General features: G+C 57.3%; 23 protein-coding genes and 2 pseudogenes. 4 read left to right on the top strand and 21 right to left on the bottom strand.

What is annotated here, in order from left to right; all coding sequences use genetic code 11:
• Positions 1-3: 3 nt before the first annotated feature.
• The 3 genes from AC1DZ5_RS05760 to AC1DZ5_RS05750 all read right to left on the bottom strand — a co-directional run bounded on the left by AC1DZ5_RS05760 (position 4) and on the right by AC1DZ5_RS05750 (position 1,584).
• Positions 4-516, bottom strand: coding sequence for a thermonuclease family protein (locus AC1DZ5_RS05760; RefSeq protein WP_477886973.1), 513 nt, complete (start codon positions 514-516; stop codon positions 4-6).
• An 84-nt stretch (positions 517-600) separates the two neighbouring features.
• Positions 601-885 carry a hypothetical protein gene (locus AC1DZ5_RS05755; protein ID WP_477886971.1) on the bottom strand — a complete coding sequence of 95 codons (285 nt, stop codon included), beginning with the start codon at positions 883-885 and terminating at the stop codon, positions 601-603.
• 27 nt (positions 886-912) lie between these two features.
• The gene (locus AC1DZ5_RS05750; RefSeq protein WP_477886969.1) at positions 913-1,584 is read right to left on the bottom strand and encodes a hypothetical protein; all 672 of its coding nucleotides are present in this window, start codon (positions 1,582-1,584) and stop codon (positions 913-915) included.
• Between the two features lie 280 nt (positions 1,585-1,864).
• Here AC1DZ5_RS05750 and AC1DZ5_RS05745 point away from each other — a divergent pair, with 280 nt between their 5' ends.
• Genes AC1DZ5_RS05745 through AC1DZ5_RS05735 form a run of 3 tightly spaced genes read left to right on the top strand, consistent with a single transcriptional unit; the run spans position 1,865 to position 6,096 of the window.
• Complete coding sequence (locus AC1DZ5_RS05745) at positions 1,865-2,920, top strand: DUF3800 domain-containing protein (RefSeq protein ID WP_477886967.1); 1,056 nt, start codon at positions 1,865-1,867, stop codon at positions 2,918-2,920.
• Between the two features lie 37 nt (positions 2,921-2,957).
• A complete protein-coding gene (locus AC1DZ5_RS05740; RefSeq protein WP_477886965.1) occupies positions 2,958-4,691 on the top strand; it encodes an ATP-dependent nuclease in 1,734 nt (577 codons plus the stop codon).
• A complete protein-coding gene (locus AC1DZ5_RS05735) occupies positions 4,678-6,096 on the top strand; it encodes a UvrD-helicase domain-containing protein (RefSeq protein ID WP_477886963.1) in 1,419 nt (472 codons plus the stop codon). Before AC1DZ5_RS05740 ends, AC1DZ5_RS05735 begins: the two co-directional genes overlap by 14 nt.
• Positions 6,097-6,272: 176 nt before the next feature.
• Here the strand turns inward: AC1DZ5_RS05735 and AC1DZ5_RS05730 are convergent, their stop codons facing one another.
• From AC1DZ5_RS05730 to AC1DZ5_RS05705, 6 genes and pseudogenes are all read right to left on the bottom strand, one after another.
• On the bottom strand, positions 6,273-7,115 hold the full coding sequence (locus tag AC1DZ5_RS05730) for a hypothetical protein (protein ID WP_477886961.1): 843 nt from the start codon (positions 7,113-7,115) through the stop codon (positions 6,273-6,275).
• Positions 7,116-7,704: 589 nt separating this feature from the next.
• Positions 7,705-8,154: a hypothetical protein gene (locus AC1DZ5_RS05725; protein ID WP_477887045.1), complete on the bottom strand. Its 450-nt coding sequence runs from the start codon at positions 8,152-8,154 to the stop codon at positions 7,705-7,707.
• Positions 8,155-8,361: 207 nt separating this feature from the next.
• A pseudogene (locus tag AC1DZ5_RS05720) lies at positions 8,362-8,829 on the bottom strand (TniQ family protein); the annotation flags it as partial.
• Positions 8,787-9,677 carry a TniB family NTP-binding protein gene (locus AC1DZ5_RS05715; RefSeq protein ID WP_477886959.1) on the bottom strand — a complete coding sequence of 297 codons (891 nt, stop codon included), beginning with the start codon at positions 9,675-9,677 and terminating at the stop codon, positions 8,787-8,789. The pseudogene AC1DZ5_RS05720 and the gene AC1DZ5_RS05715, both read right to left, overlap by 43 nt.
• The gene (locus tag AC1DZ5_RS05710; RefSeq protein ID WP_477886957.1) at positions 9,674-11,617 is read right to left on the bottom strand and encodes a transposase; all 1,944 of its coding nucleotides are present in this window, start codon (positions 11,615-11,617) and stop codon (positions 9,674-9,676) included. Before AC1DZ5_RS05710 ends, AC1DZ5_RS05715 begins: the two co-directional genes overlap by 4 nt.
• Complete coding sequence (locus AC1DZ5_RS05705; protein WP_477886955.1) at positions 11,610-12,287, bottom strand: heteromeric transposase endonuclease subunit TnsA; 678 nt, start codon at positions 12,285-12,287, stop codon at positions 11,610-11,612. Before AC1DZ5_RS05705 ends, AC1DZ5_RS05710 begins: the two co-directional genes overlap by 8 nt.
• 107 nt (positions 12,288-12,394) lie before the next feature.
• On the opposite strand from AC1DZ5_RS05705, the pseudogene AC1DZ5_RS05700 reads away from it, so the two are divergent.
• Positions 12,395-13,081 (top strand): annotated as a pseudogene (locus AC1DZ5_RS05700) (ATP-binding protein); the annotation flags it as partial.
• 69 nt (positions 13,082-13,150) lie between these two features.
• Here the strand turns inward: AC1DZ5_RS05700 and AC1DZ5_RS05695 are convergent.
• The 12 genes from AC1DZ5_RS05695 to AC1DZ5_RS05640 form a co-directional block, all read right to left on the bottom strand.
• Positions 13,151-14,278 carry a hypothetical protein gene (locus tag AC1DZ5_RS05695; protein WP_477886951.1) on the bottom strand — a complete coding sequence of 376 codons (1,128 nt, stop codon included), beginning with the start codon at positions 14,276-14,278 and terminating at the stop codon, positions 13,151-13,153.
• The gene (locus AC1DZ5_RS05690; protein WP_477886949.1) at positions 14,275-15,171 is read right to left on the bottom strand and encodes an ExeA family protein; all 897 of its coding nucleotides are present in this window, start codon (positions 15,169-15,171) and stop codon (positions 14,275-14,277) included. Before AC1DZ5_RS05690 ends, AC1DZ5_RS05695 begins: the two co-directional genes overlap by 4 nt.
• Entirely contained in the window at positions 15,171-16,949 is a 1,779-nt protein-coding gene (locus AC1DZ5_RS05685; protein ID WP_477886947.1) for a secretin N-terminal domain-containing protein, read from the bottom strand. The genes AC1DZ5_RS05690 and AC1DZ5_RS05685 overlap by 1 nt, the downstream gene beginning before the upstream one ends.
• 10 nt (positions 16,950-16,959) lie before the next feature.
• Entirely contained in the window at positions 16,960-17,415 is a 456-nt protein-coding gene (locus AC1DZ5_RS05680) for a hypothetical protein (protein ID WP_477886945.1), read from the bottom strand.
• A 47-nt stretch (positions 17,416-17,462) separates the two neighbouring features.
• Positions 17,463-18,119, bottom strand: a complete 657-nt coding sequence (locus AC1DZ5_RS05675) for a hypothetical protein (protein ID WP_477886943.1) — start codon at positions 18,117-18,119, stop codon at positions 17,463-17,465.
• A complete protein-coding gene (locus tag AC1DZ5_RS05670; RefSeq protein WP_477886941.1) occupies positions 18,116-18,766 on the bottom strand; it encodes a PilN domain-containing protein in 651 nt (216 codons plus the stop codon). Before AC1DZ5_RS05670 ends, AC1DZ5_RS05675 begins: the two co-directional genes overlap by 4 nt.
• A 12-nt stretch (positions 18,767-18,778) precedes the next feature.
• Positions 18,779-19,855 carry a hypothetical protein gene (locus tag AC1DZ5_RS05665; RefSeq protein WP_477886939.1) on the bottom strand — a complete coding sequence of 359 codons (1,077 nt, stop codon included), beginning with the start codon at positions 19,853-19,855 and terminating at the stop codon, positions 18,779-18,781.
• 167 nt (positions 19,856-20,022) lie between these two features.
• Positions 20,023-23,535 (bottom strand): DUF6701 domain-containing protein, encoded by a 3,513-nt coding sequence (locus AC1DZ5_RS05660; protein WP_477886937.1) that lies wholly within the window; start codon positions 23,533-23,535, stop codon positions 20,023-20,025.
• Between the two features lie 36 nt (positions 23,536-23,571).
• Positions 23,572-23,964 carry a hypothetical protein gene (locus AC1DZ5_RS05655; protein WP_477886935.1) on the bottom strand — a complete coding sequence of 131 codons (393 nt, stop codon included), beginning with the start codon at positions 23,962-23,964 and terminating at the stop codon, positions 23,572-23,574.
• A complete protein-coding gene (locus tag AC1DZ5_RS05650; protein WP_477886933.1) occupies positions 23,961-24,806 on the bottom strand; it encodes a prepilin-type N-terminal cleavage/methylation domain-containing protein in 846 nt (281 codons plus the stop codon). The genes AC1DZ5_RS05655 and AC1DZ5_RS05650 overlap by 4 nt, the downstream gene beginning before the upstream one ends.
• 9 nt (positions 24,807-24,815) lie before the next feature.
• Complete coding sequence (locus tag AC1DZ5_RS05645; protein ID WP_477886931.1) at positions 24,816-25,265, bottom strand: prepilin-type N-terminal cleavage/methylation domain-containing protein; 450 nt, start codon at positions 25,263-25,265, stop codon at positions 24,816-24,818.
• Positions 25,258-25,725 carry a pilus assembly FimT family protein gene (locus AC1DZ5_RS05640; protein WP_477887040.1) on the bottom strand — a complete coding sequence of 156 codons (468 nt, stop codon included), beginning with the start codon at positions 25,723-25,725 and terminating at the stop codon, positions 25,258-25,260. Before AC1DZ5_RS05640 ends, AC1DZ5_RS05645 begins: the two co-directional genes overlap by 8 nt.
• Positions 25,726-25,857 lie beyond the last annotated feature (132 nt).

Genomic DNA, 25,857 nt, shown 5'->3' with positions numbered 1-25,857 from the left:
CGCCTAGTTTTTTAGGTTGACAGTCTCCACACGGATGCTACGCCTGAATTCCCAAGGGGACATTGGCTGGATGCCCTTCCACAGCCCCACAAGTCCCCCTCTGGCGGACACTTCGGCTTCCGAATAGCTCTGCCTATCTCTCGCTGATTGCTCCCGTTCGTAAGCCTTGTAGTGCCATGCCATGCCCCGCTTAATCTGCTCCAGGTTGGCATCGAAACCATCCACCAGCACCGTCCCCACGGAACGCCCATAGCGATCTCGCTTGGTGATGTCCACCATCACCACTTGATTGAATACTAAGTCACTGAGTGATTCCTTGGAGCGTTGCCCAAAGGCTTGCGCCTTCTCTGGAGCGTCTATGCCCGCGAGGCGTATCTTGATCTGGTTCTTAGCGGCAGTCAGGACGGTAATGGTGTCCCCGTCTACAACGGCGACCACACGACCCGTGATCGTCTCCGCGTGCGTAGCAAGCACCAGCAACAGGAGCAGAGCCACCGCCCCTTGTTTCCAGAGCACAGGAAGCCTCATTGCGTACTCGACTCCATCGGGCGCACTTTTGTTTTTGCGATCACATGCTTTGCGTTTGCCATACGAGCATCATCAGCGAACATGCATTTCGGCCACTATGGCGACAAGCTGCTCGGCAATTTTCGATGCGTTCTCGGTAATTTTTGGAAGTGACATGGTGCCGCTGGATGCACCACCATAGACTACTTCAGCAAAGTGTGCGAACCCCTCTGGAACTGAAGCAGCCTCTTCTCTGATGGCCTCCTCGATGGAAGAGTAATGAGAGGGTTCTGTAACCTCCACTCCACCACTGAGCACGCCCACACGGTAGAGCCCTGATTTAATTTGGTCGATTGCAAAGATTAATGGATGGGTCATTATTTCAGAGTGAGTTTGCTGGTCGTTTCATGACAGCACAGTGATCCCAGGCATGTTGGAAAGCATCACTTGGCCATCGACCCGAATTTCAGGGACTTCACTGATGTCGATGAACTTTCCGCTCAGCCAGACATGGGTGGGTGGGAAGAACGAGAATTGCTTGATCTGTTTGTAGGCCTCCTCAAGTGAGGCGGGCATGGTCGCGCCCAAGTAACGAAAAAAACTGTAGTTAAATAGGTCATCCAATGCAGTGCTCAGCAACTCTTCTGGCGGCTGCTCCTCGAACAGAGTAGTGCCCGTTTCGCCGTCACGGTAGTGAATGAGCCCTTTCCATAGTTCTCTGGCAGCGAGATACCAACCATCGCCACACTCAACGTACTCTGGATCCAAGGAAAGATCCTGAGCATCCTTCACGTCCATGGCGAAAACAAAGCCCTGGGCGAAAGCCTTCTGTGACTGGTCCGATGCTGGGTCATGCTTGGCAGCCTGATCCAGATAGTCCGTCAGTGAGTCAGGAAGCGGTTTGAGACTGATTGTCTGCTCACAGCAGATAGTTACGTGCTTCCAGTGCTCGTAACCGTGCTGCTTCGCAACAGTATCGAGTGCGATCGCAAGCGATGTACCGGTGGTTTTACGAAGCGTCTTGGCTTCTCGTTTGAGTTTTTCGGCTGCGGTAGCCGTGGTGGAAATGAATTCCATAGTGCATTCCTTTATGTTGCCGCGGATCTACCCGGTGCTCACTGCCGTGCTCCACGAAACATAGGAAGCTCAGATAAAGGTCTTAAAGTCGTCCCAGCGAACCGGGTGGGCCATGGTGAGCAGCGGGCGTCGACGAACGCACAACGAAATTCTATAACAAGATGCTGCACGATCCCGCGCCCAAGCCTGATAGATATCTGCATCGAAATGTCGAAGTAAGTGTGATGCTGCCAGAATGTCTCCAAATTCGCCGTCAAACTAGACAAGGCAGGGAGGAGATATGGAATGCTTTCACATAGACGAGAGCGGCTACACGGGGGGTGATCTTCTGAACCCGCAGCAGTGCTTCCAAGGGGCCACTGCGTTAGCCATCAGCGATGCCGAAGCTGCTCGGCTTATTCGAGAGCATTTTCCCAAGCTGCAGGCGTCTGAACTCAAGTACCACGCCCTGGCACGCAGGCCAGGTTACCGTCGGCCGCTGATGGATTTGCAGCGCGCTGTTTTGTCCCAGCACAAGTGCGTGACTTATGTCTGTGACAAGCGTTACCTGCTAATTCTGATGTTCCTAGACTACGCCGTTGAACCGTTCTACTACGAGCGCGGCCATGACTTTTACAAGGACGGACAGAATTACTCCTTGGCATCGCTGCTGTACACCGTCGGCCCAACCTTGCTGGGGAAGGTTCCATTCGGGGATTTGCTCGCCTCCTTCCAGCGCGCGATCAAGGAGAAGACCCCGCAAGCTCTGGAGGCGTTGGTGAACTCGGCCAAGAAACTCAATTGGCGAAAAATGCCCGAAGCGCTAGGGCCAATCGCGCGGGGTTCTCCCGAATGCTTGTCTGCGATTGCCACGCCGGGCGTCTCGACCGACGCCGCTATGGTGGTGCTCCAGTCTCTGATTTCTAGAATGGAAGTGATGGCCTCAGGACAGTACCGCGTCGAGCATGACCAGTCCACAAACCTGCTTAGATACAACGAGGTGCTGAAGAGCTACATCGACCATCAGGATGAAGTCGAATTTAGGCAAACGCAGATCACAAATATTCGTTTTCCGCTCAAACTGTCCTCTGTAATCCAGGTCGACTCGAAAACCAGCCCAGCCGTGCAGATCGCCGACGTCATGATCGGTGCCGCCATCGAGGCTGCCAACGGACTGACTGGCCTACGCGCGCCGCTATTGGACCCTCAGGCCGTAATGGCGCTGTATGCGGATGAACAGTTCATTCACCTGGTGCCGTCGATCAACTTCGATGAACAGAAGCAGTTCCGTACAGAGACACAGGCAGCGGAAATGATCGACTACTTCGCCAAGCACTTTGGCACTAAATCCGCTTGAAGCAGTCGGCCGCCGCACATCATCAGAGAGACAGCCCATGGCACGAATCAGAAAAATCGAAATCACCAACTTTCGCGGCATTCAACGAATGTCCTGGTGCCCCTCGTCGGGCATCAACTGCCTGATCGGACCGGGTGACAGCGGCAAGTCCACCGTGTTGGATGCGATCGACCTGTGCCTGGGCGCCAGGCGCAATGTTCAGTTCTCGGATGCGGACTTCTTCGGCCTAGATACAACGACCCCGATCAATATCACGCTGACGCTCGGTGAACTCGGCGATGCTATGAGGACACTGGAGAGCTTCGGCACTTTCCTGCGAGGATTCCATGCCACAACTGGCGTCATTGAAGATGAGCCGTCGGTCGGCGCAGAGATCGTGCTCTGCCTAAACCTTACCATCGCGGGCGACCTGGAACCATCGTGGACCTTAGTTTCCGAGCGCGCCTCGCAACAAGGCATTGTTAAAACCCTCGCATGGAAGGATCGTCTAGCCCTAGCGCCCACTCGTATCGGTGCATTGGCGGACTTCAACCTTGGATGGCAGCGCGGATCAGTCCTGAACCGCATCTCGGAGGAACGGGCACACGCTTCCGCCGAGCTGGTAAAGGCCGCCAGGAATGCGCGCAACGCCTTCGGAGACCAGGCGGAACAACAGTTGGGTGAAGCGCTGGGGATCGTCACAGCTACTGCCCAGGAGTTGGGCGTCAACATTGGCGCGAAGGCCAAGGCGCTCCTAGATTCGCAGTCTGTGTCGTTCGGTGGTGGAACCATTTCTCTGCACAACGAGAGTGGTATCCCGCTTCGTAATCTAGGGGTTGGCTCTACGCGCCTGCTTGTCGCTGGCTTGCAACGCAAAGCGGCAAGCCAAGCTTCGATCGTACTCTCGGACGAGTTGGAGTATGGACTTGAACCACATCGCATCGCCCGTTTTTTGGGCTCACTCGGTGCCAAGGAGGCCGCTGCTCCGCTGCAGGTGTTTCTTACCACTCACTCTCCGGTAGCGCTAAGAGAGCTGTCAGGTGGCCAACTCTTTGTGCTGCGCCCCGGCGCTCATGGCCACGAAGCGCAGACGATCGGCACTGACAATGAAATCCAGAGCACGATCCGCCTTTACCCTGAGGCTTTCTTAGCTGGCTCAGTAGTCGTGTGCGAGGGAGCCAGCGAGATCGGTCTGTTGCGTGGACTGGATCTGTATCAGCTTGAACACGGCGGAGTGTCCTTGGCTGCGCTTGGTGTGGCTCTAGTCGATTGTGGTGGTGGAGAGCCGGACCGGCCATATGCCCGTGCTGCGGTTTTCCAGGCACTTGGCTATAGAGTGATGGTGCTACGAGACGACGATAAGAAGCCCACGCCGGCTATCGAGCAGACATTTGTCCAGAAGGGTGGCACCGTCGTTGCCTACCGCGCGGGCCGAGCGCTGGAGGATGAGCTATTTGGGAGTCTCACGCCGGCTGCATGCCAGAAGCTGATCACCTACGCCCACGACCTGCACGGTGATCTGACCCATGAACACTTGCGCTCGGTTTCGAACAACACACTTACTTTTCAACAGGTCTGGGACGAAATCCAAAATACCCAAGCCCTCTCACCAGAACGTAGATCAGTCCTTGGACAGGCTGCGCGTATTCGAAAGGCGGGTTGGTTCAAATCCATCACTTGGATGGAAGACGTGGCAAGAACCATCGTTGCACCAGATCTGCATCTGTGCGATCCGGGATTCCGTGAGCTGATTGGGCAAGTATTTGGGTGGGCCGCTCATGGGCCCCGTTGAAATCGATCTTCGTACGATTACACGCGGTGCCGTCACTGCGCCAGCCGGCTGCGGCAAGACACAATTGATCGCCAGCGCGCTTGCCGGCCATCGCGGCTCCAAGCCCATTCTCGTACTGACCCACACCAATGCTGGGGTTGCGGCTCTGCGCGGTCGACTGGATCGCGCTGGTGTACCAACCGGTTCCTACCGATTGAGCACCATCGATGGTTGGGCCATGCGACTCATCGCAACCTTTCCCAGCCGTAGCGCCCATAATCCGGCGATTCTGCAGTTGATGGCGCCTGCAACTGACTACCCGTCGATCCGTGATGCCGCTTGGAAGCTATTGCAAGCAGGGCACGTCAATGAGGTGCTGAAAGCGTCATACGCGCATCTCATTGTGGATGAATACCAGGACTGTTCAGTGCCTCAGCACCATATCGTCTACTTCCTCTCGCTTTGCCTGCCGACCTGTGTGCTGGGTGACCCGATGCAAGCAATCTTTGGATTCCGGGGAAATGCGCTGGCCGACTGGGACAAGCAGGTATGCGCACATTTCCCTGTCGTTGCTGAACTTGCTACTCCCTGGCGATGGCGCAACGTGGGTGCAGAAGCATTCGGACAATGGTTGTTGGAAGTCCGGCGATTAATGGTGGCGGGACAGTCCGTGGACGTGCGCACCGGGCCACCGGAGCATGTGACCTGGATACAGACCGTGCCGCCAAACGACCATGCTCAGCGCCTAGCTGCGGCCAGGACTGCACCTGCAACCGCTGAAGGGCGCGTGCTCATCATTGCCGACAGTCGGAATCGGGCCGCTCAACAGAACTTCGCAAGCCAGACGCCAGGAGCTTCCACAGTTGAGGCCGTTGACCTCCAAGACCTCCTTGCCTTCGCAAAAAGCTTCGACGTGGGGTCGGCAGGGGCTTTGGCGCAACTGTTGGCGCTTGCTCAGAGCGTCATGACTAACGTGGGCGTGCCGGAACTGACGCGGCGTCTGGAGTCGCTGCAACGTGGAACAGCGAGGAATCCTCCAAACGAGGCGGAGAGTCGTGCTCTGGCTTTCGTACGCGCGCCATCTCTCACAGCAGCCAGCGCTTTGTTGTCCGAACTTCGGGAGTTACCGAATGTCCGCGTATATAGGCCAGCCATCCTCTATGGTCTGCTCAAGGCACTCAGAGAAGCCTCAGCCGGCACTGTTCTACTAGCGGAAACAGCTAAACGAGTTCGCGAGGAGAATCGGCTGCTCGGGCGCCAACTGCCCAGGCGCGCGGTCGGTAGTACCTTGCTGCTCAAGGGGCTCGAAGCTGAGGTGGCAGTGCTGTTGAACACGGATGAGATGAGTGTGCAACATCTTTACGTGGCCATGACACGCGGATCAATGAAGCTAGTGGTATGCAGTGCCAGCCCAATCATCAGCTGAACCATGGCCAAGCCTACATAGAGGTAAGCCGCGCTACCGGGCGAAAAACTGAGTAGTCATTGACGGAATGACTACTCACGGCTCCCTTCAAGAAAGGTATTACGAAGCTACCATCCCCAGCAACATCTAGCCGGTGCTTTTGCGATGCGAATCAGTGGTGGATTTGGTGCGAATACTCAGTCAGGCGCATCGTCATTAAAAATTGGCACCCAATAGAACTCACCGTTGTGTTTGATGTTCACACCCCCATCCACCACTTCTAGATTCGCATGATCCTCCACGCTTAGTCCAACCTTCTTCGGCAGTCCATGAAAATACGCGAGAGCAATGGACAACCACTGTCTATGCAGCTTACCTTCCAGTCCTTTTGTCTGCATGAGTTCCAGTATCTGTGTCATGAGCTTTTTTCTCCGATCCGACTTTTGACGCGTCGTATTGATGACTGGAAGTTTCAGCTCCACTTGATACCGCAGTCGTAAATGTCGAATAAAACCAGAGACGGCCGCCCGCTGACCTGGTGTCTTTTGAAGAAGGTCATACAGGTCTTCCTGATTGGGCATTTTTCGATCTTGTGAGCTACATATCAGAAGAAGCGCTGCTGCAGGTCTCAAAGCAAGGCGGATGGAGCGGATCACCACATTCCTACTTTGCAGGTGCTCCAGATAGCCAAGCATTAGTCTTTTCGCATCGTGGCTTTGAGCCACGTCTTCCAATGTCGCTTGAATTCGCCGTAGCTCTGAGTCCTCTGCCTTTTTTTGCGCATCTTGATGTATCAATGCACGGGACTCCATCCAGCGTATCGGAAGCAATACCTTTCTTAAGTACGAGGCCCCAAACTGCTTAAGCAGTTCGTCGAAAGCCGGCACATCTTCCCATCGTCGTTCAATTAAAGAGAAGAATTCTAGATACCGATGTATTGTTATGGCTGCCTTGTTTTGCCCAGCTTCAACCCCAAGCCATTTACCAAAGGCCACAAAGTGCGTTGCCATAGCAACCGTTCTAAAAGCCATTGCATCCATGGCTATACGCTTCTCAAGCAATCCGCGCCAATAACAGTTTTGACATCTTGCTCCGTATCCGGCCGGTGCTTTTTCACCACATTGCGAACATAGAATTTCTCCATAAGTCACACACTTTTTGCAAAGGCGACTCCCATTCGGAACGTCTTGCAACAACCGCCATCTGCCGCACGCCTGGCACGTCTCGTGATCTGCATGTGCGCATTTTGGGCATAACCTTCGGTCATGCCCCATTCTCGCCACCCGGGTCAAGCGAGATGAATAGTCCCCACATACCCCGCACGGCTGCATCTTCCTGAAGTACGTCGAACAAGCATTGCAGACAGGCCCATATGAAGTCATCTTCCCAATGGAAAGTTGGGATCGGCCGCACCGTATACACGGAACATTACTCTCGCACTTAGCGCAAATAGCATCCGTCCGCTGGCGGAGGAGTTTGGCGCTATTCCCGCATTTGGGACAGTCTCGCTTTTTGAACTCCCGAGCGTAGCAAGTTCCACAATATCGACAGCCGCGATAGACACGCCAAATCTTGTTGACCGTTTTACCGCATTCATCACACTCTGATGTTTTATGCGGCATTGCTTGGCTACGACTGCAGTTTGAGTCGCAGCACCAATCGCTGCATCATCCGTTTCACGGCAAATGGAGACCTGGGCTTCGCTGTGCTTTGTTTGGGTTTTCGGTTTGAGGGCTTGGGGACACTGACCAATTCATCCAACATCTCACTCATTAACGACAGCTTCGGCGCACTTGCGACAAGCAGCCCTTGCCGGGTAAGACCGACCTGGCGAGCCGTCTTTATAAATCTGGTTCGATCAACCGAAAGAAGATTCATTGCCGGACCAAACAATTCCTGGCGTTTCCAGACACGCATTTCCTCAATGGCCGCTCCGTCCGGGATCGTCGGCAATGTGGGAGCGCTATCCAATGCTTTCAAAAAATCGCCTAATGCCGTGGAACCGTACTGACTGGCGTGCCGCACGATCCTCACTGCATATTGCGCAACCCTAAACCATTCGTCGCCGACTAATTTCACTCCGAACGCGGTTCCACTTCCTCGAAGTACTACTTGATCGGCTTCATTCTGAAACCTCCTGGCAGTCTTGTGCCACTTCCTGCTTTGTGTAGCAATCAAGCTAGATCGACAGTTGGAGCAAACCGCCAAGCATCCGTCGTCCGTATGGAGGTGATGTGGTTCCATGGAACTATTGCACTTACCGCAACGGTCAAGCAAGCCGCAGCCGTGCTTTACACAGCCGGTATGCCAAGCGAAGCGCCATTGAAGCCGATAGTAGGGTTCCGTGTCCTCGGCGAAGCACTCTGGGCAAAACTGGAGGCCACTTCTACGCTTGGAGTTCCTCGCTCCCAGTGTGAGTACCCAAGGCCAGGCGCCCGTTCGCCTAAGCTCCCGTCCCGATATCCTATCCGCCCAAGGTTGCAGCATTGCATGACGGAACGCTTCCGAATTTATCCCAGACTGCTCACTTAGCGGCTTCAACCGATCAGTCGAAACCGTGCGATCTATGTCCCCAGTCCAAACACGCCATTCGGGCCAAATACATCCGGTGAGAACAAACGGGTCACAGCCCTGCGCCAACGCCGCTCGAACCAGCCAGGACGACATGAGCTCGTCCGGAAGCAGGGCTATTGATCTCGCCCATATAGGCTCTACCCCGCGAGTTCCCGAATGCCACGTGTAGGACGCATCCATACTTTCCCTTCGATGATCGACTGGTCTATTTTTTCCTTACCGGTCTTGATCGCGTCTACCGCACAATCTGTAAGAAGACGGTGAAGATTCCCCAGGTTTCCCTCCGAAATTGTGTGCAATCTACTCGCCAATGCTGGCTCATGAAGTCGGGACGGTATTCTCAAAGGGAGTACCTTTTCGAAGCCGGCCAAAAGCCGCTGGAAGTCTGGATTGAGCTCCCATGCCGGCAGGTTCATGACATCAAAGCGACTGGCGTGCTGAGGATCTGTATGCAGCACACGAACCGCCTCTCTGGTGCCAACACCGATGATTGGAATTGCCAATTCGTTGCATAGCAACTTGATGGCATTCATGACTTCACGCTGTTTGACGGTCGTCCCCGTGAGCAAGGAATGGAACTCATCGATGATGAGCACGCGTACGTGACATGCACGACAAAGATGGATCACTTGGTAGCGGAGCTTTGATGCGGGGTCACTTGCTCGGTACGGAGTGAAGAACCGTTCAAGAATGGAAATGTATAGCCCCTTCTCGTCGGCACTAGGTGGTGCCTCCGCAACGATCACTGGTTTAACGGGATCTGCGTTTTCGTTCACATACCCTTGCCCGCACAATTCGCGGAACCGGTGGACTATGGTGGTCTTCCCATTATTTGGATCACCTACGATTAGAAGGTTCGGCATACGCGGCCGTACCGGCTTGTGCATTAACCCTTGGAGGGTGTCCAATATCTGCTGAGCAGCTTTGTACCCAATCCATCGTGGATGATCCAGAAACTCAAGCCTCTCGTTATTGGTTAGCCCCATTAGGTGCCTGAAATCTGGATGAATGTGCTCATAGCCGCTCATGCGATATCTCCGAAGTCATTTACGTCGCCATCAATCAGGCCAGGGAACAGTTCTGTTGTGGGTATCTTTGAACTGGGTGGCGCGGTTAGTCGCGGATCTCGTGGTGCCGCAGGGTTGATCCCTTTTTCATGTTCCTTCCGCCTCTGGGCCTGACGACGAGCCTTTTTAGTCCGTTCCTTTGCATCGTCAACTTTGCTGCGCAGCTCGGTGATTGCCTGCAGAACTTGGTATTCGTTGACGCTAGCATGCCCCTCGCGTTTTAACTTCTCTCGCGATTGCTGATATTCCCAAATGCTCATCGAGGGGAGTGCCAGATCGGCAAAAGGAATCTTGAAGTACTTCCGCAAGACGGGATCAAAGAACCATATGGAGCTGATGTCCCGTGGATCACGCCGAAAGACAAACTCCCGCTTCTTTTTGGAGTCTGGATCTTCAGCATTTATCCAAGGACGCAATGCTTCCGCGTAGTACGTCATGCCATCGATGGTGACACCGAAGTTCTGTATGGTGCGCGCAAACGAAGGCAAGAAGTCCAGGAGGATCGTAAGCCGATCATTTGGTCGCGGCGGCAGCCCCACGCCTGCATCTTCGCCGTTTCCGAAGATTCCGATTTCCCACTTTCGCACGGGCGTCATGCCAATACTCGAATGCATGCGCTGGTGATAGACCTTGCAGATTAGGCTCACTAGCCACTCTTCAAATTCCGACTTGGTCATTGCCGCATGTTTTTCGGAGTCATAGTCTTCACGTTCTTTTATTGAAGAGAACGTGGTACCAGGTAAATCGTGAATCTCACGCAGAAGAGTGCCCTGCATTCGCTCTATATGGCCACCATATCGCGGCTGCTTCACCGGCCTGAACTCTATATTGATGCCATACATGAGGCACGATTTACGGAAGTTGTTCGATCGAAAATCCGCGCCGTTGTCGACATGGATCGTCTTGGGAATGCCCCATACTGGCCACTGGGCATCAACCTTGTGAAGCATTAACCACTCTTCCTTAGGAAGAATAGCTTGCGCAACACACATTGCCACCGACGTTTCAGATGGAGGGTCGAACGACAAGTAATACCCCACCACCATGCGGCTATGAACATCCATTGCGAGAGTGATCCAGGGGCGGCCAATCGGCTTCCGGTAGACATCGTCTACCAGGATGATGTCTGCGGGTGTGTGGTCAATCTGAATTACGGCCAAGGGGAAGGTCGCATTTGGAAAACTGCCAGGAACAGGCAGATACTTGTTTTGAGCTTTTTCCTTGAACCCACGTCCTCTAAGACGATCTTTGTCAGAGATTCTTGCCAGACGTGCCCTAATCGTGCCGGCACTGGGAGGCGCAATCCCACGCAGTTGACACCGGCGGAAAACTTCGACGACGGTCTTCTGCCCGGAACTCCGTTGAGTTGTTAGATAGAAGTCCTGAATTACTTCTTGTATGACCGACTCAACTTCTCTCGCAATACGCGAATTTCCAGTTTGCCAACCTCGCTGTTTTGGGATCAATGCTGTCAAGACTTCGTATGACTGGTAGCGTTTCAACCATCTATACAAAGTTGCTGGATCAACGCCCACCTCCTCGGCCCGACTGGTTACTGCATCTCGCCCTATAGCCACTTGAGTCCTTTCAAGAAGTGGTTGTATGGCAGCGTAGCGCTCAGTAGCAATCTTCCAATCCGAATCTGCGATGTCTGCCAAGTCGACAGCCATATTTGTATCCAGGCTTTGCTTCTCAGTGATGGGGCGCAGCTCCGCCACCCTTAGGGCGCTACTACGTCCAGTTTCAACTTCCACTCCGATAACAGACTCGAAATCGAGAACCTGCGCAATTCGGTACACCTTGTCGCCACTCTTAACGAAGGCTTCTGGGTGGATGGCGACTCTGCTGCGGATCGGCTGCATATCTGGATTGAAATCCCCAATGACTTCTGCTTTACTCATGGCCAGGCACCCATAGTTCGGTGAATTCGTGGAATGGTTCTTTGATGTTGCATTCAATTTCGCGCGTAGCTAGCAGATACCGGAGATGCGAGATTCCCTCTGCGCGGTAAATTCCCATGAAATGGCGGGTAAGCAGATAGTCAAAAGTTGCGCATCCCATCTCACTCAAATTCTTGAGAATCCATTGACTCTCTTCGACTGGAAACTGCATCCGCTTGTAGGGCTCAAGAATTCGGATGTTTTGCAGCGCTTGGTCTCGAATGCGAGATTCATCAAGAATCCGGAACTCCCATCCTTGCTGGCGTGCATAGTTGCGGGCAGCTTTCCATTTTGTTTTCCAGTCACGCCAGTGCTGACGCCATTCCTCTTCGGGCTTCACCTCAACCAGCAGGGGTTTGGGATAGTTGTCTGGATGTGCGCTCCCCAGACGGTAGTAAACAAGAAAATCGGGGGTGTAGTAGTGGTGCCTCCCCCCGTTTCCTTCGAATGGAATCCGAACTGGTTGAGGTATTACGTCCAGCACGGAAAGCGAAAACTCTGTACGGATTAGGAAATCTCGTTCTAAAGTTGACTCGTACGGAACCGACGTTTCGCCACGAAATGCATGGATCCCCGAAACGCTACGGCGAGTGGGACGAATTTTTCGAGTTTGGTGGGGTTGTTTCAACATGTCGCGTCTATTTCTTAAAAACCATACGGCAGTCGCAACTAATGCTAAATATTAGTCGCAATGAATCTTGAGTTATCGGGTGTAAGTACTTGATGCACCGAAGAATGGTCGCATCTATTTCTGGAAGTGTCAGTGGGTCACCACCGCGCCCAGGAGAGATCTCTCTGGCCCACCACGGTGTTCTTTTTTTAGATGAATTCCCCGAATTTGCAAGGACCGCTTTGGAGGCCCTGCGCGAACCGCTGGAGACCGGCAGCATCACGATTGCCCGCGCCGCGCGCAGGGCGGAGTTCCCCGCCCGCTTCCAACTGGTGGCGGCCATGAACCCCTGCCCCTGCGGCTACCAAGGTTCGCCCGCGCACAGCTGCCGCTGCACGCCAGACCAGGTGCACCGCTATCAAGCCAAGCTCAGCGGCCCGCTGATGGACCGTATTGACCTACATGTAGAAGTACCCGCCTTACCGGCACAGGAACTGCTCAACAGCCCCAGTGGCGAATCCACCGACAGCATCAGCACCCGCTGCAGCGCCGCACGCACGTTGGCCCTAGACCGCCAAGGCGTGTCCAACCAAGCGCTCGCCGGCCAAGACATTGACACCCACACCCAGCTCGATGCCGCCGCCTCCAAATTTCTACAGGCCGCCGCGGCCCAGCTGGGTTGGTCGGCGCGCAGCACCCACCGCACACTGAAGATTGCCCGCACCATTGCCGATCTGGCCGGTGCCAACCAAACCGGGCTAGCCCATGTCGCCGAGGCCATGCAGTACCGCCGGGTGCTGCGGGCTGCTGTATGAGTTTACAAAATTTGCTACGCTTTTAATAGCTACTTGCGCAAATAACACGAGGGCTAGAGCCTTTATTGGCTATCGATCCGCCAGAGGGACGCCCTGCTGGCGCAAATAGGTTTGCACCTCTTTGCTCACCGGGCCCACCGCGCGGGCCTTGTCAGCCATCTCCCCCGCCGCGGTGGTTTGGCCCAATGCAGCCAGGGACACGGCCGCCCCCAGCAACCAGCGCTGTTCGTTGGGCCGGGACTGCAGGGCCGTGGTGTAGGCCTGCACACTGTCTTGGTGGCGCCCCAGGCGCTGTGCCGCGTTGGCCCGCAGCGCCCACAGCTCGGGTTGGTTCGCCATCAGGGGTTCCAACCGGGTCAGCAGGTCCCACACGACGCTCGCACGGCCTTCGGCCAGTTCCATACGGGCCAGCTCGCGCAGCATGGACACCAGGGTTTGGCTGTTCGCAGCACTGGCGTTGGTTTGCGCGGCGCGCTCGGCGGCGGCTACTGCGTCTTGCAAGAGCGCAATCGCGTTATCGCGCGCACCGCTGTTCCAGAGTGCTTGCGCCTGCGCCAAGGTTTCACGCGCGGCCTGCTGCTGGCGCTGGGCCAGGCCCGCGGCATCTGCGGTGGACGGCGCGGGCATCGGGGTGGCCACCGCTGGGGTAGGCGGTGGAGCGACAGCGGTTGATTTCTTCGGCGCCTCCGCCACAGCCGCCGCAGGCGGCGCAGGTGATACCGTCTTGGCCTGTGGTGCTACGGCGACCTTGTTGGGCATGGCCGTGCTGGCGACTTCCACAGGCGGACTCGGATTGCTAGACAACTCGGTTTCCATCCGCAAACCAGAGGGCGGCAAGACCACGGCCTGTGGCAATGGAGCTTCCACCACTTCCTCTTGCGCTGGGGGCAGCGGGGCCGCCACGGCCATAGGCGCTGGCGCTACGGCTGGCGGAGCCACAACCACGGCAGGGAGCAAAGGCGGCGCGGGTGCCACAGCCTGCATCTGCTGCCACTGCCACCATCCGGCGCCGGTGGCCACCAACACCAATAACAACACCCAGCCCCAGTGCACGCTTCGACGCGCGCCTGCCGTATGCAAGGGCACGCTGGCCACACCCTGCAGGCGCAAAGCGTCCACCGTTCCAGGTGCACCCGTCGCATCGGGCGGCGATTGGCGGTGGTCCAGGTCCCGGAGCATTTTGTTGATCACACTCATGGAGCCTCCCCTTGTCCCTGGCGCCAGGGTGGCAGCACAAGCGATAGCGCCCGTCGCCACCATGGCAGGCGTGCCACTACGCCCGGGGTGTCGCGTGTGGCCAGGCGCACATGGGCGCGGGTGACACGGTGGGTGTCCTCGCCATAGGCCAGCATCAGGCACTTGTGGGCCAGAATGTTCACCAACCGCGGCACGCCGCCGCTGGCGTGTGCAATGGCGCGCGCTGCCGCTGGCGTGAACAGCGCGGTATCGGTGTTCGCGTTCAAGGCGGCGTGGCGCAGGCGGTGCACCAGGTAGGCTGGCACGCGCTGCTTCTGCATGGGGCCCAGGTATTCGCTGAAGGTGATGCGCTGCAGCAGCTGACGGATTTCCGGGCGCGCCAGCTTGTCGTCCAGGTCGGGCTGGCCCAACAACACCAGCTGCAGCAACTTGCGTTTCTCGGTTTCCAGGTTGGAGAGCAGGCGCAGGCTTTCCACCGTGCGCATGGGGATGGCCTGGGCCTCGTCAATGCATACCACCACGCGCCGCCCCTGGGCCGCATGCTCCAGCAGACACTGGTTGAGTGCCGCCATGATCTGGTGGCGTTGCGGCGGTGTGGCAATGGTGAGTCGTAGCTCGCCCACCAAGGCGAGCAACAAATCATCGGGCCCCATATTCGGGTTAGGTATGTAGGCGGTCACGCACTCGCCCTGCAAGGTCTTGAGCAGTTGGCGGCACAGCACGGTCTTGCCGCAACCCAGTTCGCCCACCACCTTCAGAAATCCCTCTCCGCTGCGCAGGGCCACCAACAGCATGTTGAGCGAAGCCTGCGCGCCCTCGTGGGCAAAAAAGAAGTCCGTATCCGGCGTGATCGAAAACGGGGCCTCTCGCAGTGAAAAGTGCCCCAAGTACATTATTTGGTCTGACCGCCGTCGATCTGAATCACCCGGGCACGAGCGGCATCCATGTCGTCCAGAGATGCGCGGGCCCGACGGGCCTGGGCTTCCCAGTCAGCAGCGGTGCGAATGATGGTGGGCTTGATCAGCACGATCACTTCTTTCTTGCGACCTTGGCTGGCCCGGTTGCCAAACAAGGCGCCCAAGCCTGGCATGCCGGTGGTGCCGGGAAGGCCCGATGCGTTGCGGCTGGACTCCAGCTGCATCAGCCCGCCGATGGCGACGATGGTGCCGTCCTGGATACGCACCAGTGTGTCGGTTTCATTCACGCTGCTAGAGGCCAGAGGCAGACGGTAGTTACCCACGCTGCCCAGGTCCACCTGCTTGGTCTTCTCCGTCACCGAAGTCAGCGAAGGATGCACATGCAGAGTGACATTCACGCCGTCGTCAATCTGCGGGGTTACATCCAAAGAGATACCTGAGAAAAACGGGGTCAACGTGACCGTGGGCATGGTGGTGCTGTTGCTGGTGGTGGTAGAGCTACCGGTACTCGCAGTACCGCCAGTTACCCCAGTCACGAAGAATTCATCCGATCCGACCTTGAGCACGGCCTTCTGATTGTTCAACGTCGCCACGCGCGGGCTGGAGAGGGTTTGTACATCGCCTTGGGTTTCCAAGAACCCCAAAACAGCACCAAACTGGCTGGTGGCAAGGGCCAAGCCAAACAGGCCACCGCCCGTGGCCACGGCCGGAAAGGCCACGGCCCCATTGATGGTGGTGGTGCCCTGCACAAACGGATTGGTACTGGTCACCCCGCTGCCAATCACGCCGGCCGCGGCCTGGCCATTCACATCAGAACCAAATGCGCCCCAGTTCACACCACTTTGGTAGCCGTCGCGCAACTCGACCTCCACCACCTTGGCCTCCAGCATCACCTGGCGCTCCACCGAGGCCTGGGTGGCTTTGAGAAACTTGTCTACCTGGCGCAGCTCTTCAGGCATGGCACGCACAGCCAGAATGCCGGCCTGTGGGCTGGACACTACGCTGCGCCCTTCCCCATTGCCCACCAAGCTCTTGATGGCCCCCGTCATCTCACCCCAGAAGTCGGAACGCGACGTGGTGGACACTCGGCTGTTCTCCGGCTGAGAGGTTGTGCCCGCCGTGGAATTAGACCCCGTCGTGCTGGTACCAGTGTTGCTACTCTGCAAGCCGGCACCCGACGACACACGCAGCTCGCTGCTGCCCGTGCGCTGTGAGGTGGGGTAGTTGATCGTGAACACTCGCGTCTGCAGGGTTGGGGCGTACACCGTGATGCGACGCCCCTCGATCTTGAAATCGTAGCCATACACATCACGAATGGCTTCCAGCGCCTCGGCAACAGTCACACCGCGCAGGGTGACCGACAGCGTTCCCGCCACATCGGGGTGCATCAGCATGCTGTAGCGGGTATCGGCGACGATGGCGAGGAAAACCTCGCGCGCCTGCGCGTTGTTCACCAGCAAGTCCAGCCGCGGCTCCGGAGGCAGCGCCACGGCGGGCGGCGCAGGCTCCGCCAGCGCATCGCTCACCTTTTGGGGCACGCCCCCTGGAGGCTTGGCCAGCTCGGGCGGCAGCTCCGCACGCACAGCCGCACTGACATCGGGAGTGCGCAGAGGGCGGTCGTTGGCGCAGCCAGACAGCACGCCCACGCTCAACAGCAGGCTCATACCCACTGCAGACCCAGCACGGAACGGACGGGCGCTGTTCAGCGAGGCCTGGGGAAACAGATCGGTCATTCGGGTAGCTTGGGAAAACATGGGGTGAACCTCACGGTTGAGCGGTGGTGCACGGTGCGGCGACCGGCGAGGTTGAGGGAGCGGCTGACTTGGTTGGGGTACGCCGGCGTGCTACCAAATGTTTTTTTGTGGTCTTGCCACGGGATGGCGTCGCTGCGCGTGCGGGCGTGGCGGGCTTGCAATCCACCGCTGACGCGGTGCGCTGAATACCCGCAAACCGCGGGATCTTGCGAAGCCCCGTGGCTTCACGCAACCAGATCTCCGTCTCGGTAATGCGTTCCAGTCGGGCTTTGCCCACCATTTGTCCTGGCGCATACAAGCGGGTACCAACGACCAAATAGGGGTTGCCATTGCGCACAATCACGGCCATGCCGTCCATGCCCAACGGGGACGCGGCCGTCGCAGCCACACCTAGAGTTTGCCCCGCCTCGGTCGGCGCGATGGTCGGATCCCGCACATCCTGCCCCTGCGCAGGCAGCCAGGCCATGCATACGCATGCCCCTACGACTGCCAGACCAAGACGCATCCAGCCCCTCATGGTTGCACCCCCACTACGTACACCTGTAGGGTCAACTCCGGAGGTTGTTTTTCGCTGCGCAAGCGTAGCATTCCCCACCGCAGGGTGGGCAGAGCGTTCTCCAGAGTCTTAACGTACCGGGTGAGCTCAGGGTAGGCGCCCGACACCCGCAACTCCAGCCCCCGCCGAGACAAGCCCGCCGGGACCGGTGTGGCGCCAGGCGCAACCCCACTGGCCGACGACGGGGCGGCAGTTGTCGGTGCTTCCTGTGCCAATGTGCTGGTTCCCAGCAAAGTGAGACCCTCTTGGCGACGTAAAAACTGCACCAACACTTGCTCCAGCGCTGAGCCACTCCCCTGGGCCGGCACCAGGCCAGCAATCTGCTGATTCACGCCATCAATTTGCGCCAACACAACGCCCAGCTCATCGCGCGTGGCCTTGCTGGCATCGACAGGTTGTGGCGTGTTCTTCAATTGCTCACGCAAACGAACCAGTTCGGTGCCCTGAGCCGCATAGCGTTGGGTAATCTGGGTGTGCGCCAACTGGGCCGGCTCCAGCCACAAGACGTAGGCCAGCGCCACACAACAAGCGAGGCAGGACACAAACAGGAAGACGCGTTCGCGCAGGCTCAGTGCATCGATTCGGGCGGCCTGCTTGATCCACCACTGTTTCATGGCTGACCTCCCGCAGGCACGATCAGGTGTACTAGGGTAAAGGACCACAGCGCTTGCCCTACAACGGCGGAGGCACCCGGTGCGACGGCCGACGTCGCCGTGGCCCGTTCCACCTTGACATCACCCAGCGACAAGCCCTGCATCAGGGGACTGCTGGCCAAACGCACCACCCACTCATTGAGAGCTGAAGGCTCCAGAGTGAACCCTGCCACCTCCAGCCGCGCGGCGTCTGCCTTCACATCGGTCACCCACACCACCGTGGGAATGCTGCGGGCTACCAATTGCAGACGGTCGGAGTGGGCCTTACCAGGCTGTGAGACGCCTTGCTGCAAGGCCTGCAAGGTTTGCTGCTTTTGCAACAGCAAAACTTGCTGCTCTTTCAGCTTCTGAAGCAACGCAGGGTCTACGGGTGCTCCAGCGGTTTGCGCGCGCTGTATTGCGGCCTGCAGGGTTCCAATTTCCTTGGCCTGCAAATCCATGGTTTGACTGAACCCTTGGCTGGCGCGCTGTAAGTTCCATACCCACGCACCGCAGAGCAGCGCACCCAACACCACAAACACCCCCAAAGAAATGGCCATGGTGTCGGCAGAGAAATAGCGCTTCTGCGTGAGCAGGATGGGCGTACAAAGATTGATTTGCTGGGGCATGGTGTGGAAGCCCTAGAGCTTGCGGCCCTCTGTGCGCAAAAGCGCGCCCAATAACGGCAAACACGCAGCCCGGTCTGCCGCATCCTTGGTATCCAGACCGCTAAAGTGGGTCCCCATATCGATGGCAGTCACCGTCTGCCCCATTTCGCGTCCTAGCCACTGGGCCAACTCGGCCGACCGCGCACCGGCACTAACCCGCAAGCCGCTCAAGGGCAGGCTGGACCAAGAGCGATCCCACAGATCCAGAGAACGCTGTACCTCGACCAAGAATCGCTGCGCAAGCTCGTTGCCTGCGTTGTCGCCGGACGCCGAGGATCCGCCACCGGTGTAGTCGCTACCATGTGATACGCCACCGACGTTGTACTCAGGGACATACTCACCGACTGGAATGAACGTCTCCGACACCGACACACCGGCCTCGTCTTTATTGCCCCAATCCATGACCATAAAACCTGCCGGCAACTCCAGTCGTCGGGCGTAGAACAGCTCTTCATTGGCGCTGATCGTCAGCAAAGCATGGTTGGCATCGGCCACCAGCAGCGCCGCATCGGCACGCTCCAGGCGCCCCTCGTTGCGGGCCAACAGACTCTGCAAGTTACGCTGCACGGTTTCCTGGATGTCGATCACAGACACGGTCCAGTGCAGGGCGTCGCCCAAATCCAGCACATCCCGCACGATGGCGGTCTCTGCAGCCACCACAAACAAATGCGGTGTCCCCTTCTGTTGGCCGTCGCCTACGCGCATGACATCCAGCGTCAGGTCGTCGATATGCACATTCACCATATCGCGAATCTGGTAGCGGGCGGCTGCCCGCAGCTCCTCAGGCGCGACAGCAGGAACGTCAATTTGCAGCAATTGGTATTGCGCGGGACGCAGCATGATGTGGGCAGATGCCCCCTTGAGCCCCAGCGCCTGCAGGCGACGAACAAAGTCCTCTCGACTGTCCGTTCCTTGGCGCTCCACCCCCATCTGACGCACGTCAAACCCACCATCTGACCGGGACCGCGCCCGCACAAAGGCCAGCTCTCCGTCGGCCCAGGACACGATGAGTTGATCGCCCGCGATGATGCGACGCCAAGGCCAGCGCATGGCTAGCGACGCTCCTGGGGCGAAAGTCGGAGATGAATAGGCGTTGTTTCAATCATGGATGCGGTGCAGCGCAGATCAATTTGCTCTCATTTTAATAGCTGGTTGCACAATCATGACAGCATTCTTTGGGCTTTTGCCTAGGGTTTGCAAAATTGACAACAGAGTGTTCAGTAGTTCTCACGGCGGTAGATCAACGGGCTCCTGTAGACCCCAAACGTGGCGCGGCCCACGGGATTCGCCACTGCACCGGTCCAGCTGAACTGCAACCAGGCGGGGACGTTGGCAGTGACATCGATGGATCCCACATTGCCAGCACCTGGTGCCCGCAGCCAAAGATTGAAGTTGCCCGCGAATCCGGCCACACCGCTGCTATCAGTACCCACAACCCCCGTTTCAAGGTAGCGGCGATTGGCCACCGTGGGTGCCGCGGCACACCCCACTCCACTGTTATTGCCGGGCTCAGTCACACAGGTATTGCCCACAATATTGGGAGTCCCCGCTACGGGCGTGAATGCGAGTGTTGCGTTGGTACAAGAATCCTGGGTATTGACCACCCAGCCGTTTGCAGCACTCGCCCAGTATTCGGCTCGGAAAGTCATCGGCAAGTCCAGCCGATCTGAACCCAGCGCATTCGACAATCGCGCCCGCCCGCTGCGGATCGTCGTTACGCCCTCCAAGGCCGTGGCAGCCGTGCCGTCATTGCCGGTTGCGGATGAGACGTTGTCAGCATCCAGCGCACGCAGCCGAATAACACCTGGAGCAGTCGTCCTTGCTGCAAAGGTGAAGGCCGGGGCCACAGCGCTCGTGCCCGCCACAAACGTATTTGCTGCTACTGCCGTAGGTGCCAGAGCTCCTCCCGGCAAAGCATTGGCATCTGAGAACGTCACCGCTTTGGAAAAATTTGGGTTGGTATTGGCGCTACCGTCGTAGTTGGCAGTTGTAGCACCGGCACGGTTGCGCGCAATCACCTGCACAGCAAATGGCTGCGCGGAGTACGAATATGCACCTGCGGCGCAGCCTTGAGTCACCACCGTATCAAAATGGTCTGGCACAAAACGCCCCACGTTTCCACCGGGGCCAGTAGTCCCTGTTGCGGTTAGGCCAGACGCCAAGTAGCTGCCACTGGTCAGCGCAGCGGTGATGTCTATGGTCCCGACCTCTGTCCAATTCAGGGCGTTCGAAGTTGAGCTGCCGGAATTGAACGCACCAACACTACCGGAGAAGGCTCCATTGACTGCACCAGTGCCGGTAGGGGACACTTTGGCGAAGGCCAGAACCACACTCTCCGCAGCCGTTTCCTTGCCAAAGTTGGGCGTGGTAGCACCCGCACTATTTTTGGCCGACACCGTGGCACTGAAATTGACGCCCGCCCTGATCGGCGCCGCCGTAATGGCACTGAAGGCAAAACTGGCAGGTGCAGCCACAAAGACGTCGGAGCCTGTCATCGTGATCCCCGCGGTCGTCTCCTGCGCTGCCAAAGTAACGCGCCCTACGTCAGCGTACTGCACGGTGGTGGTAGCCACACCACTGGCGTTGAAGGACAAATTGACTGCCTGACCAGTCGCATCGCAAGCCGTCGCCGTGGAGTTGGACGTATTCAATGCCTTGCCCCCTACACGAACTGGCAGCGTCCCCGTCGTCGGATTCGTGTAGGCACAGGTAAAGGTCAGGTTGCGGCTGGTGTTGGCATACGCGGACACGCAAGCCGCGCTGTTGTCCGATTTTTTAACTGCCTTCACGCTAACCGACTGGCTCACTTCAGACACATGGTCGGACACGTCAAATAAATATCCAGCCTGCACAAAGTTCAAGTTCGCATCACAGGTGGTGCCCAACGTGTAGTCCTGTGCCACGCAGCTGCTGGCAGCGCCAGAGTGTTCGGTGATGCCGCCAGAGTTGAGATTGATATTCAGGCTTTCCACCGTGGAATTGGACAAGCCCAGCACGATGGAAGACTCACCGCTAAAGGTATAGCTACCGTTCCCACTGCCCGAGTTCACTACTGGATTGATGGTGCTCACCCCGGACCAGTTGCCGTGCCCGGTACTGGTGGACATCTGCATGGTGGTACCGGCCAAGCTGATGAGTCCGTGACTGGCATCGTGCGCCTCCACCGTAATGTTGGCCACCGCACCGCCACAGCTCACCTGTTCGCCGGTATGGACGATGTGAAAGTGATCCAGTGTCGTACACAACGGACGGGTCAAAGCCATGTCGGCCGCAGCCTGTGTGGCATTGATATCGATGGCGTAGATGTACACCTCGTCAATGGTTCCGTTGGCCCCGTTGGGGGTACCTGTGCTCGGTGTAATTCCAGATGTGCGGTTGTCACCAATATAGAGAGTACTAGGCGTGGCAATGGCTCCAGTGGAGGTTGTGCGAAAGGGCGTAGTGCCGGACGTGTTGACCAAAACTCCGTCGAGAATGATTTGTTGCACCGTCTGGTTGGTGCCGGGAGTGAAACTCCAGCTCACGGCAATGTGGTGCCAAGTATTGGCCCCATAGGTATACCCCGTGGTTGTCTCTGCCGTACGCACCGTGCCGCCACTGTCAGTCACCGCAAAACGCAAGGCTCCGTTGGAGCGCTTCATGAGGAAGAAAGGACGGGCAGCTACGGTGGTTGCATCGAACAGCATCGCGTCTGCTGAGTTCCAGGCTGTCGTTGATTTGAACCAAAAACTCACTGACCCGCGATTGGCAGGGACGATCGGAGTGGCTACTGCATCCACGGTTAGATTCAGCGTATTGCCGGTGAAACTCCCCCCTCGGCAGAGTTTGCCCCCGGCAATATTGCTACTGAGCCCCACCTTCGTCGCATGCTGTGAGCTGCCAGACGTATCCTTGACCTCGCCAGCCGTACCTAGCCACAAGCCTTCGTCGAATCGGTATTCAGCGCTCTTAGCCGCCAATTGATTGGCAGGGTACCAAAGTATGGCAGTGCCCACTGCCGTGTCGATGAAGTTCTGGTTAAAGGCAAACTGCGTGTAGTCCGTGGTGCTGAGCTGCACCCCCACTGCGGCCCCCACGCCGGTGGTGGAACCCGTGGTGTACTGGTAGCGGAAGTTGCCATTCACACCGCTCAGGCTGGCATATAGAGCAATTTGAAAGCTGTAACGCGTGCTCGCATCGCCATACAAAGCCACGTTGTCCCAAGTGATCACGAACCGTTTCTGGCCCAATCCGTCCGTCAGCAACTCCGACTTAACCGCAGCATTGGTGATGCCGCTGGCGCTGCCCGCAATGATGTCCACCCAGTACCCAATCATCAGCTTGGTTGGTACAGCATTCACGCAGCCCGCAAGCGCGGGCCCCGCAGCATTGATCGGCAAGGCCCGCGGTGTGTATTCGCGGTGGAAGCCAGATACGTCAGTACCAAACGCCAAGATGCCGTTGGAATACACCCGTACACTGGAATAGTTGACGCCCCCAAAAGTAAAAGTAAAACCCGAGGGAAAGGCAACATCTGCCCAGTCATCGTCCCCATTGGGGTAGGAGGTGCACCCGGGTGCTGCGCCGCTGGTATGCCAGGTTAAGCTGGTGGCCGCGCCCGAAGGCGTGTCGTAGGCGAATGTGTCGGAGCGGTAGGCGTAGGTGGCTGCTTGTGCGCCGACACCGACCAACAATAGCCAGAACACAGCCGCAGCTACCATGCCGCGCGCGAAAATCTGCGCCATCTTCATTGCTTGCTCCTTGATGGACCCATACCACACATGCTGTCATTCAAACGAAGCGGAGACGCTGCGCTCAACAAAGCCGGCCCCCCCCACCACACCGCCAGCGGATGCCGTGGCATTGAGTTGAAAGATGGTGCGGTTGCCATTGTCAACAAACACTGCTGAAGTGCATGTCACTGCCACGGCGAAACCTTCAATCGCCAAATTGGTTGGAGAAGCTGGACAGGCCACAGCAACCGCAGCGCTAGCGATTCCCCACTCTAACCCCGCCCTGGCAGCCCAGTAGGCACGGGTACCCTGCACGTCTTGCGCCGAAGTACGTTGCTGCGCGTTAGAAAACGTCAACATAAAGCCTCCCAAAGCGGCCAATATCACCACCAGAAAAATAGCGGCAATAGCGGCAAAACCTCGTTGCAGATGCTCTGGTTGTGTCATGGCGTGTTGCTCGCATGCACTTCGTTTTGGAGGCTCACCACTTCGCCAGCCTCCGTCAGTTGCAAGCTCAACGTCACCAACGAATTGCGCTGCAGATTGACCGCGCCAACAGTAAAGTTGCAAGCCCCCACATTGCGGGCAAGGATAGGGGATGCGGCTACAGCTGCAAGCGCAGGGCAAGCAGCCGGCAACGGATAGGGCAGGGCTTGCACGTATCGACGCAACGTGCCGTCACCCGTACAAACATAGCCCACCACGGGCTCTCCAGCGGGTATCACTTGAAATCGGTTCCCCCCCGAAGCCAATGGAAACAGGGTAGGAACAATAGTGATCGCAGTTTCCGCACCGTTGGCGATGCCCGTCACTCTTGCGGTATTGTTGTTGGCGTAGGCGTCCGCACCGGCAATCCCTAGGTTGTAAACCACTACCACGTCACCTACGCCAGCAGCACCGGCAACAATGCGCTGCTCAGCGGGTAGGGCACCGTTGTTCCCTAGCATGTTGAAGGTGGCGTCTGCGATCGTGAAGTCAAGGTTGTTACCCGCACCAGTATCTTCAGTCCGATAGCGGCCACCCGTTTTAGTTGGTATGAATTCAATGCACTGATTGGTAGGGGTACGGATACTGTTGGGCAAAGCAGTACGTAGATCGCGCGTCACGCGACGTATGGTGGTGTCGGCCACATCGGTCAAGGTGGCTCGGCGACCACCGGCAATATAGGCATCGATGGGGCCGCGCATGAACACGGCTACCATGCCACCAACAATGCCCAAGATCACGATCACCATGACTAGTTCGATCAGGGTGAAACCATATTGATAGTGACGCGAAGCCTGTGTCATAGCGCATTGTCAGGTTCTGTAGCCCACGAGCACAATAGTGCCTCCAGGGCCGGACACCGATACGGTGACCCGCAGAGCAGATATGCCAACCCCGTTCCAGTTGGCTAGCGGGGCAACTATCACTGCAGGCGCTATGTTGTAGTTGCCCAGCCCCGGAACCGCATTCCCCTGAGCATCGACGATCCCGCCGACGGTTGAGTAGTTGTTGTAATCCGCGACATCATCAAACAAGGCACGAGTTGGCCCGGCGTATCCGCCCGCGGGATTGGCAAATTCCTTTTGCAAAATTTCTTCCAACATGGATTCAGCGATAGCCAAACTTTGCTTGCGAACCAACGGGTCTGCGCTTGAGCGGATCGTATTGTTAAAAACCGACAAGATGCCGACCAGCCCAATGCCTACCACAATGATGAAAACAATGAGCTCTACGAGAGTAAAACCAGCGGCTCTTTTACTCATGCACATATCCCGTCACACTCTCCACGGTGATGTTACGGGTCACTGTGGCCACCTGAAAAGTTTGTGTTGCCAATGCCGTCCCAGCCGCGTTAACCGGTTGGCCCAAGCCGTTGAAGTTGAAAGATACAGGCGCAGGTGCATTACCGTAAACCGTGGCCCCACTGGCGGTGAGTTGCGCTGCATTCCCGGGGCCGGGTAGCGCCGTATTACAGGCAGCGGCTGGCGCATTGGCGATCGTTAAAGTGAGGGTATTGCCACCAAACGCTACACAGACTGTCCGCCTTTGGGATATCGCAGTCTTTTGTGCATAGCGCAGATACGCCAAGGTTTCGTCATGAAAGCCGCGTGCGAAAAAAGAATCCGCGTTCATCATTCGAGGCATGGCGAAGACTGCCAACACCCCCATCAGAACCAACACCATGATGAGCTCAATGAGCGTAAACCCACCCGACCATCTCACTCGGTCAACGCGAGGACAACAGTTTGCTGAAGCAAAAATGGCATGTCGGGACACGATGATCACTTACATTTGCTATATTTTTAGGAGCCTCTAGCGCAACGACGACGAGGGCTGGAGGCATATTTAACCACT

This window comes from Rhodoferax sp. P1_F3 (genome assembly GCF_056405715.1).
The sequence above is the reverse complement of the archived record's forward strand: the minus strand, read 5'-3'. Positions and strand labels throughout refer to the sequence as shown.

Coding starts and splice junctions, on each gene's coding strand:
- AC1DZ5_RS05715 (WP_477886959.1), bottom strand. CDS start 9,677: ATGAGCGGCTATGAGCACATTCATCCAGATTTCAGGCACCTAATGGGG.
- AC1DZ5_RS05695 (WP_477886951.1), bottom strand. CDS start 14,278: ATGAGTGTGATCAACAAAATGCTCCGGGACCTGGACCACCGCCAATCG.
- AC1DZ5_RS05735 (WP_477886963.1), top strand. CDS start 4,678: ATGGGCCCCGTTGAAATCGATCTTCGTACGATTACACGCGGTGCCGTC.
- AC1DZ5_RS05680 (WP_477886945.1), bottom strand. CDS start 17,415: ATGGCCTGGCTGCCTGCGCAGGGGCAGGATGTGCGGGATCCGACCATC.
- AC1DZ5_RS05650 (WP_477886933.1), bottom strand. CDS start 24,806: ATGACACAGGCTTCGCGTCACTATCAATATGGTTTCACCCTGATCGAA.
- AC1DZ5_RS05665 (WP_477886939.1), bottom strand. CDS start 19,855: ATGCGCTGGCCTTGGCGTCGCATCATCGCGGGCGATCAACTCATCGTG.
- AC1DZ5_RS05750 (WP_477886969.1), bottom strand. CDS start 1,584: ATGGAATTCATTTCCACCACGGCTACCGCAGCCGAAAAACTCAAACGA.
- AC1DZ5_RS05690 (WP_477886949.1), bottom strand. CDS start 15,171: ATGTACTTGGGGCACTTTTCACTGCGAGAGGCCCCGTTTTCGATCACG.
- AC1DZ5_RS05705 (WP_477886955.1), bottom strand. CDS start 12,287: ATGTTGAAACAACCCCACCAAACTCGAAAAATTCGTCCCACTCGCCGT.
- AC1DZ5_RS05670 (WP_477886941.1), bottom strand. CDS start 18,766: ATGCCCCAGCAAATCAATCTTTGTACGCCCATCCTGCTCACGCAGAAG.
- AC1DZ5_RS05660 (WP_477886937.1), bottom strand. CDS start 23,535: ATGAAGATGGCGCAGATTTTCGCGCGCGGCATGGTAGCTGCGGCTGTG.
- AC1DZ5_RS05710 (WP_477886957.1), bottom strand. CDS start 11,617: ATGAGTAAAGCAGAAGTCATTGGGGATTTCAATCCAGATATGCAGCCG.
- AC1DZ5_RS05675 (WP_477886943.1), bottom strand. CDS start 18,119: ATGAAACAGTGGTGGATCAAGCAGGCCGCCCGAATCGATGCACTGAGC.
- AC1DZ5_RS05740 (WP_477886965.1), top strand. CDS start 2,958: ATGGCACGAATCAGAAAAATCGAAATCACCAACTTTCGCGGCATTCAA.
- AC1DZ5_RS05685 (WP_477886947.1), bottom strand. CDS start 16,949: ATGTTTTCCCAAGCTACCCGAATGACCGATCTGTTTCCCCAGGCCTCG.
- AC1DZ5_RS05655 (WP_477886935.1), bottom strand. CDS start 23,964: ATGACACAACCAGAGCATCTGCAACGAGGTTTTGCCGCTATTGCCGCT.
- AC1DZ5_RS05755 (WP_477886971.1), bottom strand. CDS start 885: ATGACCCATCCATTAATCTTTGCAATCGACCAAATTAAATCAGGGCTC.
- AC1DZ5_RS05745 (WP_477886967.1), top strand. CDS start 1,865: ATGGAATGCTTTCACATAGACGAGAGCGGCTACACGGGGGGTGATCTT.
- AC1DZ5_RS05730 (WP_477886961.1), bottom strand. CDS start 7,115: ATGGATGCAATGGCTTTTAGAACGGTTGCTATGGCAACGCACTTTGTG.
- AC1DZ5_RS05645 (WP_477886931.1), bottom strand. CDS start 25,265: ATGAGTAAAAGAGCCGCTGGTTTTACTCTCGTAGAGCTCATTGTTTTC.